Raw genomic sequence first — 18,077 nt, forward strand, 5'->3', positions numbered from 1 at the left:
ATACATAGGTTAAAAGTTATAAAAAAAGTATAGTAAAGCTAAGAAAAAAGGCCTAATAAACCGATATATAATATGGTTAGCGCTTTCATATGTCCTCTAATATTAGCGGAGATGATCATGATGGGGATCCTGATCAAGATAGTATTAGTGAAAAGCATAAAGAGAGAAGGTTAGAGAGATGAAGAAGAACAATAAAAAATCCGTAAATGTACAGAGCAATGAAGTAGGAACTGGAAAGACATCAAAGTTAGATGCTAAGAAAATGATGTTGGGTTGGGGAAGCCAAATCAAGAGAGTTAATCCTATCCAATCCGTCGGAGTGAAGTTATTTCTAATATTTCTATGTTCCACTGTTATTGTAGTTATGTCACTTGGACTTATATCTTATTCGAAGGCGAAAACAACGATAAAGAATAATGTATCCGAAGCCTATCGTCAGACTATTATTCAGACTGCTGAGAAGCTGGATATTACCTTGAAACAGTATGAGAACTTGGCATTACAGCTTTATTTTGATGCGCAGATGCAAACGGATCTGAAGGCTTTGTCTACTGCACAATCAGCTTACGAGAAATTTGAAGCAACAAGTGCAATAAGTAAGAAATTGTCCAGTCAGACAACAACAGATTCTAATATTATCAGTGTCTCTTTGATTCCAGAGACACCTGAGCAGGATATCGTTACAAGTGGTAGTGCTGGTATTAGTCTTGACGGATTACGTGAACAAGAATGGTACAAGAAGTTAGTAGAAGACACCAAAGAATATAATTCATATTATTCGGATGGTGACAAAGGCGGCGCCAAGAATATTTGGTTCTCCACTTCTATTCAAGGAAATGGTGATAAGGAGATTGCTATGGTAAGATCCCTTAAAAATCTGGGATCAGAAAAAGGATACATAATCATGCTTGTGTTGAAAAACACACTGCTGGAGGAATCTTTTGCAAGTGTGAAGCTGGGAGATGGCTCCCGTATTCAACTAGTATCTCCTGAAGGTACAGTTGTAGCTTCTTCTAATTCGATAGACGATGGAAAGCCATCCGAGTTTTCTTTTATCAAAGAGAGTAAGAAAAATAATAATAGCCTAGAAGCAAAAGATCCAAACGGAAAAGAAATTCTGGCGGTCTTTAATCCGATGATACGGGCGGATTGGAAGCTATCAGGCGTAGTACCTACAGACGAGCTAGTGAAGGAAGCCCGTCCGATTCTGTTGACGACGTTTATTACAGCTGCTGGCGCAGCACTGCTTGCGATATTGATCGGGATTTGGATGGTTCGTATGATTGCTCGCCCTCTGGCACGATTGAAGGATCTTATGGTTCAAGGTGCAAGCGGAGATTTAAGTGTACGTACAGAATATGTGTCTAAGGATGAGATTGGACAACTATCAGCCTCCTTTAACTTGATGATGGAGCGTATTACTGAGCTTGTATCTCAAACTAGAGAAACTGCTCGAGATGTGCTGGAGACCGCTGGCGAGCTTGGAGAAGCTTCGCGTAAGACAGCTATTTCCGCGAAGGAAATAGCAGCCGCTACAGAAGAAATTGCTGGAGGAGCAGGCAGTCTGGCACTTGAAGCTGAACGTGGTAATGAGCTTACAGATGTGATAGCTACGCAAATGCAGACCGTGATTAGTGCCAACAGTGAGATGGATGAGGCAGCACGCGGGGTTGGAGAAGCTAGTGCGCAAGGTGCCAAGCAATTAACGGATTTACTGGATCAGACTAGCCGTACTGGGGAAAAGACAGGTGCGCTTGTAGAACGTGTTAACAATTTGAAAGAAACAGTATTCTCAGTGATTAAGGTGCTGGATGTGATGAAGAGTATCACACAGCAGACGAATATTTTATCATTGAATGCGACGATAGAAGCCGCACGTGCAGGCGAAGCTGGCAAGGGCTTTATGGTGGTAGCAGATGAGGTAAGACAGCTCGCAGACCAATCGAAGCAGTCTATTGCTCTTGTAGCCGGAATCACCGACAAGATCATAACGGAAATGAACGAAACGGAAGCTGTATTATCTGAAGTGGCACCTCTCTTTAAAGAGCAAATAAGCTCAGTGAAGAGCACGAGCGATATCTTTGTATCCGTAAAAGGACAGATGGATGAGTTCATCACTAGTCTGGAATCGGTGACAACAGCGATCAGTAGCTTGAATCATTCACAGGTTGTGTTGTCGGAAGCCATGGGTAATGTAAGTGCTGTAGCTGAGCAATCATCAGCGACTTCCGAAGAAGTGGCTTCACTCAGTAATGAACAGCAAAGTGTAAGTGATCAACTCGTTTCATTGTCAGGTAAGCTGGAAAGTGCTTCAGGACAGTTAAAGGACAAACTGTCATTATTCACGATAAAATAAGTGGGTCCCTAACTAATTTTTTTTATGATTTACATAACAAAACCGCTTCCTCGTAATGAGGAAGCGGTTTTGTTATTGTGTAAACAAGGACTTCCCCGTATAATAATTTTGTTAGGTAAATAATAATAACAAGTTAGGTAAAAAAGGGTTAAGGAGAAGGACCGTATGAAAGGTAAACGCATCTTTGGCTGGTGGTCCGTAATCGGGGACATGAGTATGGAACGCAAGCTGCTCCTCGTCTTTTTAATAATTATTACCCTTCCGCTTACCTTCATTAGTGTGTTTACTTATAAGAGTTATTCAGAATCTATTCAGGGCAACACCATTGCTTATTCTGAGAAGCTAATCGATCAAATGATGGATGGAGTAGATGATTATATCGAAGATATGAAACGTATTTCATCTATGCCAGCCTATGTGAACGATATTAAACAAAATTTAATTCGTTCAAACCACTATCATGAGCAGAAAGAGATCATGAGTGGCGAATCAGGCAGTGCTACATTGTTACCCGGAGATTTTGATTTACTGTTGTCTATTCAGCGGGGCATAGAAGGCAACATATCATTTATTAACAATATTAAGCGAGGCGCGAACACGGTTTATATTTTTGATGCGCATGGGAATGGTTATTATTCTGCTAAGGATGGTGGAGTACGGCTCGACCTCGATCAAAGCTATGAGTACTGGAGTCAGCAGACGAAGGATTCCAGCGGAGAGGCACTCTTATTTGGCACTCAATCATTTACGAGTAATTTGCAGAGCACTCGATATGCTTTTACCGTTGTTCGCAAAATCGTGGATGGCTTGTTAAATCCGATTGGACTGATCGCGGTAGAAGCGAATATTAGCAATTTAGAGAATCGGGTTAAGGAGCTGGATAAAGTAACACATGGCAAATCTCTGATCGTTGATGAGAAGGGAATGGCCGTGTTCGACAGTGACAAAAAACTTCTTGCCACGGATGTATCTGATTCAGAGCTATTCAAAAGGGTGGATGGGAAATCCGGAAGTTTCTATGATACAGTCAACGGAAAGGAATTTCTGAATATTTACTCAAGCTCTAGCAAGACCAACTGGAAGGCCATTATTTCGATTCCTGTAGATGTGCTAATGCGGGATGTGAAGGTAACCCGTAATACAACGCTCGCTGCTACATTAAGTATCATTGTACTTGCGTTAATTATCTCCATTATCCTTTCCTTTGCACTCACTAAATCACTATCGCAGATGATTCAACTGATGAAAAAGGTTCAGGGCGGAGATCTGGATGTGATGTTTAGGGTTAAACGGCGTGACGAGATTGGTCTGCTCGGGCATCAGTTTAATCGAATGCTGGCTCGGATCAGGCAGTTGATTCAGGATATCTACCGAATTGAAGAACAGAAGAAGGAAGCGGAGCTTCACGCTCTGCAGAGTCAGATTAATCCTCATTTTATCTATAATACGCTGGAGTCGATCCGAATGACCGCTGAGCTCAATGATGATATTGAAGCTGCGGACATGATCTCAATTTTAGGTAAACTGCTACGGTATAGTACAAGTGATTTAAGTGGCAAAACGACAATGAAGCAAGAGCTTGGATATGTACGCAATTATGTTGAGCTGCTGAACTGTCGCTACCCTAATCGTTTCGTACTCGAGATCGACGTACCGAAGGAGCTAGATAATTACTCTATTATCAAGCTGGTCTTCCAGCCGATCATAGAGAATGCTGCTTATCATGGCTTGGATGATAACAAGCCACAAATGAATTTAAGTATCCGTTGCGAGATGACTGAGCAAATGCTGTTCTTTCATATTAAGGACGATGGCTGTGGAATGGATAAGATCACTTTGGAGAGATTGAACGATGGGCTGCAGAAAGAAAGTCCGCCTAAGAAAAGTATCAATGGGGGCATTGGTATGAAAAATATTCAGCAGCGAGTGCGCCTCCATTATGGAGCGGCTTTTGGAATTGAGGTATTTAGTGAGCTTGGACAAGGGACTGATGTTATTTTGTCACTACCGCTATTGGAACCGGAAACGATTAGGATATCTGACTGAAATAAGAGGAGGCTGTCCGTTAATGGGGATGAGATTACACTGGACTATGCGTACCATACTGCTGCTTCTCTTTTTGTTATCGATTAGTGGCTGTGAGAACAACACCAAGCAGACGGAATCTACAGTGCCTCCAGTTGGAAACGAGGTGAAGTCTGACTTATCAGGAACCATAGTCATGATGACCAATCGAATAGATCTGATTGAGAACGGAACCTTTCAAGGGTACGCAGACCAATTTAAGCAAAAGTACCCCGAAGCGAATGTTGAATTTGAAGGTTTATCCAATTACGCAACGGATGTTCTGGTAAGGCTGTCTACCAAGGACGCCGGAGATGTACTTTTGCTTCCTGTGAATCTTCCATCAAACGAACTGGATTATTTTTTCGAACCGTTGGATGAAGAAACTTCGGCTAGTGAGCGCTTCACCTCTTTTGCTACATATGATGGTAAGCGGTATGGGCTATCCACGGGAACTACTACGGTAGGGATTGTCTATAATAAAAGATCCTTCGAAAAAGCGGGAATTACCGCTGTTCCGCAGACTCTGGATCAATTCTACGAAGCTTGCGCTAAATTAAAACAGGCTGGGATTATCCCGCTGTATATGAATTATGGGGCGGTTTGGCCACTGCGTGAATGGGGGAATACTCTAGTTAACTATATGGCAGGCGACCCTGAATATCTTAATAAGATGGTAAATGAGGATAGTCCGTGGCAGCTTGATAATGAATGGGGGAAATCCATTTCGATTGCTAGAACCCTAATTGCCAAAGGTTATGTTGAAGATGAACTCTTCTCGAACAATTGGGAAATATCGAAGACTAAACTCGCTAAGGGTCAATCGGGTATGTATTTAGTTGGGAATTGGACAATTAGACAAGTCCTTGATGTTGGAGCTTCTCCTGAAGATATTGGATTCTTCCCATTTCCATATGATAATAGCGACTCTCATTATGCACCAATCAATTCAGACTGGTTCATGGGGGTAAGTAAATATAGCAAGAATAAAGAGCTTGCAATGGCTTGGTTGAACTTTTTTGTGAAGGAGACTTCCTATAAAGATGATTGGGGATTTCTTCCTGCTGATGGCAGCTTGGACCCTTTTATGCCGCAGTATCAAGAGTTTTTATCTTATAAACCTAAGCTGCTTGATGCCACAGTTCAAAGTGATGCATTCATTGATATCGCCAATCGTGCCAAGCTATCCTTTTGGTCCGGTGATTATATTCAGGAGTTACTTGCTGCACCTGATTTACAGAAGGCTTTTGACGAACTGAATGCCAAATGGAAGGAAGCGCGAGCAGAAACACAGGGTGCTTCAAAGCCTTAAAGATATAAGTACATAAATTTCAAGTAAATCTGGAGGGATTAATATGGCTAAAAAGGTCACCATGCAAAAAATAGCCGATCATCTCGGTGTATCCAAGTTTGTTGTTTCTAAGTCACTTTCGGGTAAAGCTGGCGTTAATGAGACGACGAGAGAACGAGTGATTCAAGCGGCTTCGCAGTTAGGCTATTTTACGCAAAAAAATGCTTTCGTCCAAGGTGTCAAACGGACTCCTCCGGTAGGGGGGAGTGATCGGAATAAGCAATCTGTGCTTGTATTAATGCCGAATATCCGCTCGCAAACTCAGGATTCCTTGTATTGGGGAAAAATTGTGGACGGTATTGCCCTTGCGCTGGATCAAGAAGGACTTGGAATGGTGATCATCTCTGAGAATCGTGCGGATAATTTCGTGAATATCTTGAACCCAAGCGGGATTCTTGGTTTGGTAGGTGTGGGCGAAATCTCCACTTCTTTACTACTTGAGGTACATCGCATCGGTCTGCCGATGGTGTTGATTGACCATGAGGATCCATTAATTCCAAGTGATACTGTATTCGCGAACAATGTGGATTCTATGGGTCGACTTACTAATCATTTGATGGGGACAGGCCATACTCAAATGCATTTTATTGGGAATATTGGATTTTCACGCAGTTTCCGGGATCGGTGGATTGGCTTCCGGAGTGCGCTGGAGGAGAGTGGAATAAGACTGTCTTTGGAAGATGATGCGAATCTCTTTTTGGAAGGGGTGGAGGAAGATGTATTCCAAGAGGATTTTAAAAATTGGGTGATGAAGCGGAAAAAAGCCAAGACACTCCCAACCGCCTTGGTCTGTGCCAATGACAAAACAGCACTCTCGGTCAGTGATATCCTGAAGGCAGAAGGTCTTAATATTCCAGGGGATATCTCGGTCACGGGCTTTGATAATATTGAGGATGCCTCAAGAGGCGTTCCGCCGCTTACTACTGTGCATGTCCCTAAAGAAGCGATGGGCCGGGCGGCAGTGGAGAAGCTGCTAAGTCGGATTGGGCACCCCTCTGCACCACTGGAGAAGATCCTGATCGCAGCAGACATAGTGCATCGCGATTCTGTGGATATACCGAGAGACTAGAAATTATCCGATTAAAAATTATTGAAGCATAGAAATTTGGTTAGGGGGAATTCAGCTATGTCAGAACCAGTTGCATTACCTAAGATTGAAGGCGAGAATATTCATCTACGTGGTGTAGAAGAGTCCGATCTGGAGGCCTATTACAACTTTTTACTTGATGATGAGATGGGCCGTCTAACAGGGTCGAAAGGGGATATCTCTCGCGAGCAAACTGCGGCCTGGATTAGAAAGATTAGTGTTCCAGCTGAGGATCGTGTGGATCTTATGATTATCGTCAAGGAAACGAATGAGCTTATTGGAGAAGTGGTGCTGAATGAAATAGATCCGGACAACCGTAGCGCAAACATTCGAATTGGGATTCGTAGTCATGAACATAGAGGGAAGGGTAATGGTACTGAGGCTATGACTCAAATGCTGCGATATGGCTTTGAAGCCTTGAAGCTGCATCGTATCCATCTGGGTGTATATCCTTTTAATCCAAGAGCCATTCATGTCTATGAGAAGCTCGGTTTCAAGCACGATGGTGTGGAGCGGGATGCTCTTTATGCAGATGGAGAATTTCATAACATGAATCTGATGTCTATGCTGGAGGATGAATATCGGGCTTTGTACAAATAAAAAAGTGAACCAATGGTGAGGAAGACGCTGCGTAAATTCCTCACCAGATTCACGTTAAATATTATTCTGTAATATTTCCAGCCATTTTGAGGCGTTTGGCAATTTCTTTAAAGTCTTCGGGGGAGATTCCTGGAGCAAACTCCTCTTCGACAGCAGGAGCTACGGGGATCGGAAAGCCTTTAGGTGCTCCCTTAATGACTTCAAGCGGGAGGTTATCTTCTGGGTGGGTTCCCTTCCAAATCTGATCGATGGCGCCGAAGTCACTCTCACTCCAGGTGTACAGTTTTGTATGCACACCTTTCTCCTCATATTTCTTCGCTTCACTAAACGATTTGTTATTTAACGAAGGAACCGGCACGAGTTTCGTTACATTAACACCTGTTGCGATTTCGATGGCTTTGGCATAAGCGACCACATGGACACCACCGCGCACTAAGAGAAATCCGACTACAGCGCGTGCAGCTGGATGGTCCGTCATTTCGTAAACTTTCATTTTATGTGTTCTGGCTCCACATTCGAGGAAGAAGTTATGTAGCAGATCTTCCACTAGGTTGCCGCTATTAAATACATTTGCTCCGGTCCATGGATTTCCCGTTGAATCAAAAGGCATAGCACCTTGAGCCCCCGCCAGAAAGTGATAGGATAAACGCGCATCTTTTACGGACCCTAGAGGGGTGGAATCTGGCTCTTTATAACTTGTTGACCCTCGAAGGCATTTGTTGATGGCATGCGAAACTAGCTCCACATGGCCTAGCTCTTCAGCTGTTATACTCATCACCAAATCATAAAAGGGCTTCAGCTTGTCTTTTGAACGGAAATTAAAGGATTGATAGAGATAATTGTTAAGGGTCGACATTTCTCCAAACTTTCCGCCAAGCAGTTCTTGTACAGCGGCAGCAGCATTGGGATCTGGCTTCTCAACTTCAGGAATCTCGATCATGATCTCATCCATACGTTTGAACATTTATATCTCAGCCTCCTTGGAGTTAGGGGTTTACTGAGCTATTTTGAGCTTAATCTATAGGATTTAATCATTAATGGGTTAAAGAGTATGGATATTTATCAACAATAAGAATATCCATTAACAGACTTACAAGTCCAGTCGAAAGAAAATAAGTAGACACTCCCAGATAAGCATAGTAATAGTAACCCGCTAATGGGCAGAGAATGATAAAAAAACGCAGAGCAGCGATCCTCCAATAACAGGAGAATCGCTGCTTGTTGATTTTAAGGTTTCCAATTTATAGCGCTAAATTACGATCGATGAGGGCGGTACGTTGTTCTACACAAGCATAAGAGCGCAGTGGATCTTCTGGTGTGTTCAGCACGTAATCTAACATTTGGTCAACCGTAGTTGTTGCTACATGGATGCGGGTGTCGGAGGAAGCGTAGTAGATATAGATCTCACCGTTATCGCGTGCAATTACACCGTTACAGAATACAACGTTGGAGACATCACCGACACGTTCTTCACCGTCTGGTGCGATGAAATGACCGCCTGGTGAATGTGTGACTTTGTTTGGCTCCTCCAGATCAGATAAAAAGGCATAAAGGACATATCTAAGCCCAGCGGCAGTGTTTCGCACACCGTGTGCGATATGCAACCAGCCTTTTGGTGTTTTGATTGGAGCTGGACCTTGGCCATTCTTAACTTCCTTGATGGTATGGTAGTGGCGCTCATCCATGATTGTCTCACTTGTGATCACGGCATCCTCAATCGTATCCGAGAGTCCCCAGCCAATACCGCCACCGGAGCCTGCATCAATAAAGCCATCCTGAGGGCGAGTGTAGAAGGCGTATTTTCCATCCACAAATTCAGGGTGGAGCACGACATTGCGCTGTTGAGCGGAACCTGTCTTAAGATCGGCCAGACGTTCCCAGGTCTTCAGATCCTTTGTACGAACAATACCACATTGTGCTACTGCGCTGGAAAGGTCAACGTGTGGAGCGTCTGGATCTTTGCGTTCTGTACAAAAGAGGCTATAGATCCAGCCATCTTCATGGGTTACGAGACGCATGTCGTAGACGTTTATGTCCGGAACTTCTGTCTCAGGCAACACGACTGGATGATCCCAGAAGCGGAAGCCATCCACACCATTGTCACTTTCAGCTACAGCAAAAAAAGATTTACGGTCATTACCTTCCACGCGTGCAACAAGATAGAACTTACCGTTAAGTTCTATGGCACCAGGGTTGAAAACACCGTTGACGCCTATTCTTTCAGCGAAGTAAGGATTGGTGTCAGGGTTGAAGTCGTAACGCCAGATAAGAGGAGTATGCTCAGCGGTAAGCAGTGGATAAGCATAACGGTCATAAATACCGTTTCCATAAGGAAGCTTTTCATTTTTACGGGTGATCAGCGCTTCATAACGTTCTGTTAATTGTTGTTTGCGTTCTTGGAATAATGATGACATTATACCGTCTCCTTTATAGTTGAATTCAGTCGTGCGATCATTTCGAAGCAGGCTCTACTGTTATGATATGGGCATTTCCAGGCACTAACCTTGGATGCGTGGGGCAGGGGCAGATGGTTCTCGTCCACGCCCCAGTACCATTCGCCTAACTGGTGATCTACCATATACTTATCAATAAAGGTCCAGGAGGCTTGGGCAGCATCGTTAAATTTGCCATCACCAGTCAGCTGATAAGCATTATAGAATCCAACAACCGCCTCCGCTTGCGGCCACCAATCTTTATCTTTGCTTAGCAATCCGCTCAGATCAGCTTCATTCCATATCCCGCCATCGGTATCTATACCTTCTGCAAGAACAGCTTCTGCCATGGAGATAGCGACGGTTCGAACACGCTGTAGCAGCTTTTCTTCGCCAAGTATTTCTGCGGCTTCCACAAGCAGCCAACTGCCCTCGATATCATGTCCATAGGAGATAATATCTGACTTTACATTCCAGGCCTCATCTAGGAAAAGATGAAAATGCTTGCCTTCGTTATCAATGATATGGTCTAGCATCGTTTCGATTAGCTCAGCCAGCGTGTTCGCCAGCTCCTCTGACTTCCATACTCGGTAAAGTCCGGTATACGCTTCCAACACATGTAGGTGTGTGTTCATTGATTTTTTCTCATTTAAGTCCTTGCTGCTAAGACTGAGGTTATCCGTGATTTTCCATTCCCGAGATAAAGCTTCAACATAACCTTTATAAGTAGAATCATAGCCATATTTCTCAACAAGCTGGAATATTTGAATGGCCTCATCTAGCAGCTCAGGTCGTCCGGTCGCGTGGTAGAATTCAGCCAGTGCGTAGATAGCAAAAGCTTGGCCATAGATCTGTTTTTTCTCCTGAGAAGGTTTGCCTTCAGCATTTACCATCCAGTATAATCCACCATACTCCTTATCGATGAAATGATCCATCAAATAGGCATAGGCACGCTCTGCCATGGCCAGATATTCTGTCTTGCCGTAGATCCGGTAAGCGCTGGCAAAGGACCAAAGAATACGGGCATTAAGCACAAGGCTTTTCTCCGCGTCAAGTGCAATGTTCAGCTGATTGTCGATTTCGCCAACAAAACCGCCATTGATTTCGTCCTTCGTTTCTTTCATCCAAAAACTGAGAATATTACCCTGCAGCTCATCCTCAAGCTGACTCAGCCATGATTCTGGTGAATTAATCATTGGTCATTAGTCACTCCTCACATTACTTATTGATTTTCGAGGTGAAATATTCGTTGATGATTCCAGCGGCTTGTTTGCCATACATACAATAATCATCATTGTGTTCTGCTTCATGAATTGGATAAAGGTGAGTAGGCCAATCCCAAAGCATAAAGCCCTGAACCCAATCTCTGCGCTCACAGCCTTGAAACATTGCCTGATAGAATTTGCTTTGTTCTTCTTGACTTGGTTCGCCCTTTAAGGTCCAATCATTAGGAATCGCCGCACTCCCGCTTCGGCTTGGGCAACCCGCTTCCATGAAAAAGAATGGCTTATTCTGCGATCTCACCACATGCTCAATCCGGTCGAGTTGAGTCTCCCAATCACTAGCTGGATAATATCCACTTGAAGAAATTACATCGAGCGCATCCCACCAGGTCACGTTATCCTCCTGATACTTATCGCAATTATAAGTAAGAATTCCTGAGTAAACCTTCCGAACCTCGGCAATAAGCGTACGCCATTCGGTTTCTCGTCTATCCGTTTGTACAAGCTCGCAGCCGATACAGAACATCTCACAGCCTGTTTCTTCAGCAATAGCAGCATAATGCAGAATAAATTTAGTATAAGAGCTGAACCACTCCGACCACTTAGGCTCGCAAGGAACATCCTTATCGAAAAAGTTAATGTGAGCACGCCAAGTTCCGTCCGCACAATTAACGATCGGCTTCAGGCATACCTTTAGCTGCAGTGACTTTGCTTTACTTATGGCCCATTTCACTTCTTCGTCACTAACGGTTGGAGTTTCCCAATAGGGAATTTCCGTAGAATGAGCGGTAGCTTGAAGCGCACTAAGAGCGATAGCCGTCCAGTTCGCTCCGGTGACAGAGGACATTAATTCCAGCGAACACTCAGCTTCTTCTGTTGTCCATGAACCACGTCTACCCGAGAAGCCCCAGGTTACGCCTGCAATGTATTCGTTGTTTGACATCATCCAGAATCCTCACTTTACACACAAAAATAGAAAACTTAGCAAACTTCATTTTGTTATATAGTTATTATTGTTTTGTTAGTTTATAATAACAACTTAATTTAGTTATATACTTTTTCGAAGATGATTTCAAGGACAATTTATAGTTGCAGCTGGGAAATTAGAATAACTTTCGTTATAGTAAATACAAGACTATAGAAGAGTGTAATCGTAGATTGACGTAATACATAGGAAGAATACTATTCGTGATGATGGAGCAATCATAATAACTGGCAGATACAACTGGAGGGAAGTGCTCAAATGATAAATGTTATGATTGCGGACGACGAGGAGGTCATTCGCAGGGGGCTCGAAAAAATCACATCCAGGATGGAGCTAGATGTACATGTAATTGGATCCTACGGTAACGGGGTGGAAGCCTGGGAGCATTTTGAAAAGTTATCCCGAGATGACATTGATCTGCTTATTACAGATATCAAAATGCCTAGAATGGATGGCTTTATGTTGATTGAACAGGTTAGAGGACATATGGAGGATATACCTATTGCCGTTCTTAGCGGTTTTAGTGAATTTGAATATGCCCGCCGAGCAATCCGCCATGGGGTGATGGATTATTTACTAAAACCTATTGATAAGACTCAGCTATATGAATTGCTCAAGAGAGTAGAGGACACAAAGAAAAAGAACGTCACAGAGCAGGAGGAGATGTTCTCTCAAGCGGCAGATGGTGGAGAGCATTACGTTGTTGAACAGACTAAAAGCATACTGGAGAGGGAGTATGATCAGAACTTCGAACTCGAGCGTTTGGCGGAGACCGTAGGTATGAATGCGAGCTACCTTAGCCGTTTGTTCAAAATAAAGACGGGCCAAACCATCACCGATTATCTAATTCGAATTCGTATTACTAAGGCGAAAGAATTGCTAATCGAGCATCCCGACTTAAAAAATTATGAAATTGCCGATAAGGTTGGCTATAGTGATCCGGTTTATTTTAATAAATTGTTCAAGAAAATGTGTGGTATGACACCTAAGGATTATAAAAGTGGCTGTAAATTACCGAAAACGGAACGTGAGTTTTAGTCCTATATAGGAAGCTATTATTTAGGAGAGCGACAAGCTCTCTTTTTTTTGTGATTATTTTCAATAAATTAGATAATAAAAACGCCATAACAAAAACAAAAATAACAAATATAAGACCAGAAAAAGCAATTCAAACCATCGTTTTGCGTTAAAAATAGATCTATAATGAGTTTGTAAGCGATATCATCACTTTTTTAAAGAGTATTTCAGTGAGTTTGATAATAGTGATTACTCTATTAAATTAATGGTGATGATAAAAGTTATTGTTTTTGTTATTAAACCAAATTAGAGTCGAATGGAAGAGAGGGGTCGTAAAAGCATGAAAAAAGGCAAAACAATGATGGGCTTGATGGCACTGACACTTATGGCAGGATTGTTTAGCGGTTGTTCCTCAAACAACAACACCAACAATGAAGGCGCTAAAAACACAGGAAGCAATGGATCCTCAACAGAGGCGACGGCAGCTCCGGCTGATGATGCAGCAGCCAAGGATATTAAAGGGGATATCACGGTTATTACGCAAAGAACGGATATTGTTGATACCGTATTCAAAGAGTATGCGGCTAAGTTCAATGAGAAATATCCTGATGTAAAGGTAAGCTTTGAAGCGCTTGCTACTTACGAAGATCAAATTAAAATTCGCATGAGCACTAGTGACTATGGCGACGTTCTGTTGTTACCTACAAGCATAGCTATTAAAGATATTCCTGATTTCTTCGAACCACTAGGTAAGCTCGAAGATATGCAAAAACAATATACAGGTGTGGAAGAACGTGCAGTAGACGGAATGGCTTACGGAATTCCAATGACCATCAACTTTAACGGTATTATTTACAACAAACAAGTCTTCAAAGATGCCGGAATTACAGAGGTTCCAAGAACGCCAGAACAATTCTTAACTGCTCTGCAATCTGTTAAAGACAAAACGAAAGCTGTGCCTCTGTACACAAACTACGCAGCTGGCTGGACATTGACCCAATGGGAAGCGGATCTGGCTACAGTAGCTGGTAACCGTGATTATGTGAACATTGGTCAAGTGGCTAGCGACGATAACTATGTTCCAGGTCAACCTCACTATGAGCTGTACAAAATCCTGTACGATGCAGCACAAAAAGGTTTGATTGAAGAAGATCCAACGACTACTGACTGGGAATCTTCCAAAGCGGATCTGGCTAACGGAAAAATTGGCACGATGGTTCTTGGATCTTGGGCAATCGGTCAAATCAAAGGTCTAGCAACGAATCCAGATGATGTTGGCTTTATGCCATTCCCTACGAATGCAGATCAAGTGCTTGTGCCGCTTGCAGGTGACTACAATCTGGGTGTCAGCGTTCATAGTAAAAACAAAGAAGCTGCTAGAGCTTGGGTGGATTGGTTTATCAACGAATCTGGTTACCCCACGACTGAAGGTGGCGGTATGAGCCCGGCGATCGGTGCAGAGCTTCCAGAAATTCTGAAACAATATGAAGGTACAGAAGTAACATTTGATACCCTTGCTCCTGCTAAAGCTGGCGAAGAAGGCTGGTCTGATGAAATCGACAAACAAGCTGAAATCGGTGCTTGGCAGCCAGACTTCAAGAAACGCATTATTGAAGCCGCAATTGGCAACAGAAAAGAATCCTATGATGACATCATGAAGGACCTGAACGACAAGTGGAAAGCCGCCCGCGCTAAAGTAACAGCACAGTAACAACTATAAGCTTTTTTAAATGCTATAGGCGGTAGTGGATGTGGGAGGGGATATGCGAATGGGCATTTCCCCCTTCACATTTAAACGAGTCATAAATAAACTAGGATGCTTTTTTGGAGGTGTATCGGGTGTTCAAGTTTTCGAATTTGAGTTACAAAAATCAACGGATTGCCATTATATGCTTGTTCTCATTAGTGCCGATCGTATTACTACTCACGTTTGCTTATTATCCAGTCATCAGCATGTTTCGGTACAGCTTCACCAGCTGGAATGGCCTAAGTAAAAATATGGAATACGTTGGGTTAGAAAACTACAAAACCATTTTTACGAAACCGGAGTATTTTTCCGTATTTAAGGTCAGCTTGTATTATTTCTTCACTACCTTTATTCAGATGGCACTTGCTTTGTATTTTGCAACGATTCTGAGCTTTAGTGTTCGCATGAAAAATTTATTCAAAGGGATTTTGTTCTTCCCAACCTTGCTAAACGGTGTAGCGATCGGCTTTATCTTTCTGTTCTTTTTCAAACCAGATGGAACGCTAGATACGATTCTTAACCTGCTCGGACTCAGCGGTTTACAGCAGAAGTGGCTGCTCAATCCAAATTTGATTAACTTCTCGCTCGCAGGTGCGTCACTGTGGAGATACATGGGGATGAACTTCCTGATCTTCCTTGGGGCTATTTCCTCGATCGGTTCGGATATTTATGAAGCTGCTGAGATTGATGGTGCAAACAGATGGCACCAGTTTATGCATATTATTTTGCCAAGTATTAAACGTATTCTGCAATTGAACTTGATCCTTGCGGTCAGTGGCGCTATTGGTGTTTTTGAAATTCCATACGTCATGACAGGCGGATCTAACGGAAGTAGCACCTTTGTTATTCAGACGGTCGATGTAGCCTTCAAATATAGCAAAGTTGGATTAGCGTCAGCGATGGCCGTAGTTTTGCTGGGTATCGTTATAGTAGTTACTATTTTACAGCGCGTTCTGATCAAGGAGGAGAAATAAACTATGCATTCTGTAAAATATACCACTGCTAGTATATTCAAATATCTCACCTTGATTTTGGGAGCACTTGCAGCATTGATACCTATCGTAGTTGTGTTTTTCGCTTCATTAAAAACAGGGCCAGAGTACGCTTCAACCGGACCGTTAACGCTGCCAGAGAATTGGCTGAATTTCTCCAACTACACTAAGGCTTTTGTCGATGGCAAAATGCTTCTAGGATTTAAAAACACTGTCATTATCGTTGTGATCTCTATCTTGGGTGCAACGCTGACGGGCTCAATGATGGCTTATATTTTATCCCGGTTTAAATTTAAAGGCAGTAAAGTTCTCATCAGTATGTTTCTGATTGCTACCCTGATTCCGGGTGTTACAACGCAAGTGGCAACCTTCCAAATCATCAATCACTTGGGCTTGTTTAATACCAGATGGGCACCCATCGTGATGTACCTCGGTACGGATATTATCGCTGTATATATTTTCATGCAGTTCCTGGATTCGATTTCCGAGTCACTGGATGAATCCGCGATGCTGGACGGGGCTTCGTATTGGACGATTTATTGGAGAATTATTTTGCCACTGCTGAAACCGGCTATTGTAACAGTAATTATTGTGAAGGGCGTAAATATTTATAACGATTTTTACACGCCTTTCCTATATATGCCGAAAACAGATCTCCAAACGATCTCCACAGCGCTCTTTAAGTTTAAGGGTCCATACGGATCGCAGTGGGAAGTAATATGTGCGGCGATTATGATCGCGATTATTCCGACATTGGTTGTGTTTACCGCGTTGCAAAAGTATATCTACAATGGATTTTCACAAGGTTCCGTTAAGTAAGCTTAGTAGTAGATTTCATAGCAGTACTAGATAAAATAGCAAACTGAAAAGTTGCATACATTTGGAGGGAATACTAATGAATGAAGTTAAATTAGTTGGAGCGAGTGCAGTGAACATCCCGAACATGCCTTGGCAGGATAAGCCTGCTGGCTACGAGAATCCGATTTGGAGACATAATGATAACCCGGTTATCAAAAGAAATCCTGCAAAAGGTGTAGCCCGTATTTTTAATAGTGCGGTTGCTGCGTATGAAGGTAGTTTTATTGGAGTATTTCGTGTGGAAGATAACACAACTCGTCCGCATTTGCGCATGGGGCATAGTGTTGACGGTCTAGATTGGAAAATCGATGATGAGCCAATCCGCTTTATAGATGAAGAAGGTAACCCTTATCAGCCGCGTTATGCTTACGATCCACGTCTGGTTAAGGTCGAAGATACATTTTATATTATCTGGTGTACAGATTTTTACGGCGCAGCTATCGGTGTTGCTAAAACGCAAGATTTCAAAACATTTATCAGCTTGGAAAATCCATTCCTGCCCTTCAACCGGAACGGTGTATTGTTCCCTAGAAAAATCAATAACAACTTCGTGATGTTGTCCCGTCCAAGTGACAGCGGACATACACCATTCGGTGATGTATTCCTTAGTGAAAGCCCTGACTTTGTATATTGGGGTAAACACCGTCATGTCATGAGTAAAGGTGGCCAAGGCTGGTGGCAAAGTGTCAAGATTGGCGGCGGACCTGCACCGATTGAAACTACAGAAGGCTGGTTGATGTTCTACCATGGCGTTACTGGTACCTGCAACGGTCTTGTATATAGCATGGGTGCAGTTATTTTGGATATAAACGAGCCTTCGAAAGTAAAATATCGCTCGAAAAATTTTGTGCTAACTCCTGAAGAATGGTATGAGGAAAGAGGTTTTGTGAATAACGTTCTGTTCCCATGTGCCACTCTGCATGATGCAGAAACGGGCCGTATCGCCATCTATTATGGCGCTGCTGACACTTATGTAGGCGTTGCATATACAACCGTTGATGAAATCGTCAACTATGTCATCGACACCCATGAAGAGGTTGGCGATGATGCGGGTATGGGGAAAATTTAATAGGGTGAACAACCTTAGAGGAACAAGTTTTAGGTAGAGTGAGGTTGGTTAGGTGCTTGGAGGTTGAGCAGCGTTGGAGAAAAGTGTGCGGCGTGTAGTGTGCTGTATTTTAAGTACTGGGTTCTCGTTGCGCTATGTGATATGTAGCTTGGGCTTTTCATTGCATTCTCTGCAATAGATTTCCGCAAAAATCACTTTTATGCTCATTTTCGCTCGAAATGATTGCACAAAGTGCACTTAAACTAACCTGTTTGGTGGTGTTTAGTGTAAATAGTTGCACATTGTACACTTATTTC

14 protein-coding genes are annotated in these 18,077 nt (G+C 42.9%); 10 read left to right on the forward strand and 4 right to left on the reverse strand.

The features are described 5' to 3' along the window. Positions 1-178 precede the first annotated feature (178 nt). The 5 genes from ACWNM1_RS20370 (at position 179) to ACWNM1_RS20390 (ending at position 7,458) form a co-directional block, all read left to right on the forward strand. On the forward strand, positions 179-2,356 hold the full coding sequence (locus ACWNM1_RS20370) for a methyl-accepting chemotaxis protein (RefSeq protein ID WP_449602417.1): 2,178 nt from the start codon (positions 179-181) through the stop codon (positions 2,354-2,356). Between the two features lie 165 nt (positions 2,357-2,521). Continuing rightward, entirely contained in the window at positions 2,522-4,402 is a 1,881-nt protein-coding gene (locus tag ACWNM1_RS20375; RefSeq protein WP_449602418.1) for a cache domain-containing sensor histidine kinase, read from the forward strand. A gap of 22 nt (positions 4,403-4,424) precedes the next feature. Then, positions 4,425-5,732 carry an ABC transporter substrate-binding protein gene (locus ACWNM1_RS20380; protein ID WP_449602419.1) on the forward strand — a complete coding sequence of 436 codons (1,308 nt, stop codon included), beginning with the start codon at positions 4,425-4,427 and terminating at the stop codon, positions 5,730-5,732. A gap of 43 nt (positions 5,733-5,775) precedes the next feature. Next, complete coding sequence (locus tag ACWNM1_RS20385) at positions 5,776-6,840, forward strand: LacI family DNA-binding transcriptional regulator (protein ID WP_449602420.1); 1,065 nt, start codon at positions 5,776-5,778, stop codon at positions 6,838-6,840. Between the two features lie 57 nt (positions 6,841-6,897). Next, complete coding sequence (locus tag ACWNM1_RS20390) at positions 6,898-7,458, forward strand: GNAT family N-acetyltransferase (RefSeq protein ID WP_449602421.1); 561 nt, start codon at positions 6,898-6,900, stop codon at positions 7,456-7,458. A 61-nt stretch (positions 7,459-7,519) separates the two neighbouring features. Here the strand turns inward: ACWNM1_RS20390 and ACWNM1_RS20395 are convergent, their stop codons facing one another. The 4 genes from ACWNM1_RS20395 to ACWNM1_RS20410 form a co-directional block, all read right to left on the reverse strand. Beyond that, a complete protein-coding gene (locus ACWNM1_RS20395) occupies positions 7,520-8,422 on the reverse strand; it encodes a manganese catalase family protein (protein WP_449602422.1) in 903 nt (300 codons plus the stop codon). Between the two features lie 277 nt (positions 8,423-8,699). After that, the gene (locus ACWNM1_RS20400) at positions 8,700-9,872 is read right to left on the reverse strand and encodes a glycoside hydrolase family 130 protein (protein WP_449602423.1); all 1,173 of its coding nucleotides are present in this window, start codon (positions 9,870-9,872) and stop codon (positions 8,700-8,702) included. Next, positions 9,872-11,086: an AGE family epimerase/isomerase gene (locus ACWNM1_RS20405; protein ID WP_449602424.1), complete on the reverse strand. Its 1,215-nt coding sequence runs from the start codon at positions 11,084-11,086 to the stop codon at positions 9,872-9,874. Before ACWNM1_RS20405 ends, ACWNM1_RS20400 begins: the two co-directional genes overlap by 1 nt. A gap of 22 nt (positions 11,087-11,108) precedes the next feature. Next, positions 11,109-12,059, reverse strand: coding sequence for a glycoside hydrolase family 113 (locus tag ACWNM1_RS20410; protein WP_449602425.1), 951 nt, complete (start codon positions 12,057-12,059; stop codon positions 11,109-11,111). Positions 12,060-12,356: 297 nt separating this feature from the next. Between ACWNM1_RS20410 and ACWNM1_RS20415 the strand changes: the two genes are divergently transcribed. The 5 genes from ACWNM1_RS20415 to ACWNM1_RS20435 all read left to right on the forward strand — a co-directional run bounded on the left by ACWNM1_RS20415 (position 12,357) and on the right by ACWNM1_RS20435 (position 17,781). Then, complete coding sequence (locus tag ACWNM1_RS20415) at positions 12,357-13,136, forward strand: response regulator transcription factor (RefSeq protein WP_449602426.1); 780 nt, start codon at positions 12,357-12,359, stop codon at positions 13,134-13,136. A 319-nt stretch (positions 13,137-13,455) separates the two neighbouring features. After that, positions 13,456-14,826, forward strand: coding sequence for an ABC transporter substrate-binding protein (locus ACWNM1_RS20420; protein WP_449602427.1), 1,371 nt, complete (start codon positions 13,456-13,458; stop codon positions 14,824-14,826). Between the two features lie 128 nt (positions 14,827-14,954). Beyond that, positions 14,955-15,836, forward strand: coding sequence for a carbohydrate ABC transporter permease (locus tag ACWNM1_RS20425; RefSeq protein ID WP_042186108.1), 882 nt, complete (start codon positions 14,955-14,957; stop codon positions 15,834-15,836). A 3-nt stretch (positions 15,837-15,839) separates the two neighbouring features. Next, complete coding sequence (locus ACWNM1_RS20430) at positions 15,840-16,673, forward strand: carbohydrate ABC transporter permease (protein ID WP_042186110.1); 834 nt, start codon at positions 15,840-15,842, stop codon at positions 16,671-16,673. 76 nt (positions 16,674-16,749) lie between these two features. Further along, complete coding sequence (locus ACWNM1_RS20435; RefSeq protein WP_449602428.1) at positions 16,750-17,781, forward strand: glycoside hydrolase family 130 protein; 1,032 nt, start codon at positions 16,750-16,752, stop codon at positions 17,779-17,781. Positions 17,782-18,077: the final 296 nt, after the last annotated feature.

The organism is Paenibacillus sp. Marseille-Q9583 (assembly GCF_976954365.1).

What these genes read in the sequence shown, in the direction of transcription:
- ACWNM1_RS20430 (WP_042186110.1), top strand. Translation starts at nt 15,840, where the DNA reads ATGCATTCTGTAAAATATACCACTGCTAGTATATTCAAATATCTCACC.
- ACWNM1_RS20420 (WP_449602427.1), top strand. Translation starts at nt 13,456, where the DNA reads ATGAAAAAAGGCAAAACAATGATGGGCTTGATGGCACTGACACTTATG.
- ACWNM1_RS20375 (WP_449602418.1), top strand. Translation starts at nt 2,522, where the DNA reads ATGAAAGGTAAACGCATCTTTGGCTGGTGGTCCGTAATCGGGGACATG.
- ACWNM1_RS20385 (WP_449602420.1), top strand. Translation starts at nt 5,776, where the DNA reads ATGGCTAAAAAGGTCACCATGCAAAAAATAGCCGATCATCTCGGTGTA.
- ACWNM1_RS20410 (WP_449602425.1), bottom strand. Translation starts at nt 12,059, where the DNA reads ATGATGTCAAACAACGAATACATTGCAGGCGTAACCTGGGGCTTCTCG.
- ACWNM1_RS20435 (WP_449602428.1), top strand. Translation starts at nt 16,750, where the DNA reads ATGAATGAAGTTAAATTAGTTGGAGCGAGTGCAGTGAACATCCCGAAC.
- ACWNM1_RS20380 (WP_449602419.1), top strand. Translation starts at nt 4,425, where the DNA reads ATGGGGATGAGATTACACTGGACTATGCGTACCATACTGCTGCTTCTC.
- ACWNM1_RS20415 (WP_449602426.1), top strand. Translation starts at nt 12,357, where the DNA reads ATGATAAATGTTATGATTGCGGACGACGAGGAGGTCATTCGCAGGGGG.
- ACWNM1_RS20405 (WP_449602424.1), bottom strand. Translation starts at nt 11,086, where the DNA reads ATGATTAATTCACCAGAATCATGGCTGAGTCAGCTTGAGGATGAGCTG.
- ACWNM1_RS20390 (WP_449602421.1), top strand. Translation starts at nt 6,898, where the DNA reads ATGTCAGAACCAGTTGCATTACCTAAGATTGAAGGCGAGAATATTCAT.
- ACWNM1_RS20395 (WP_449602422.1), bottom strand. Translation starts at nt 8,422, where the DNA reads ATGTTCAAACGTATGGATGAGATCATGATCGAGATTCCTGAAGTTGAG.
- ACWNM1_RS20400 (WP_449602423.1), bottom strand. Translation starts at nt 9,872, where the DNA reads ATGTCATCATTATTCCAAGAACGCAAACAACAATTAACAGAACGTTAT.
- ACWNM1_RS20370 (WP_449602417.1), top strand. Translation starts at nt 179, where the DNA reads ATGAAGAAGAACAATAAAAAATCCGTAAATGTACAGAGCAATGAAGTA.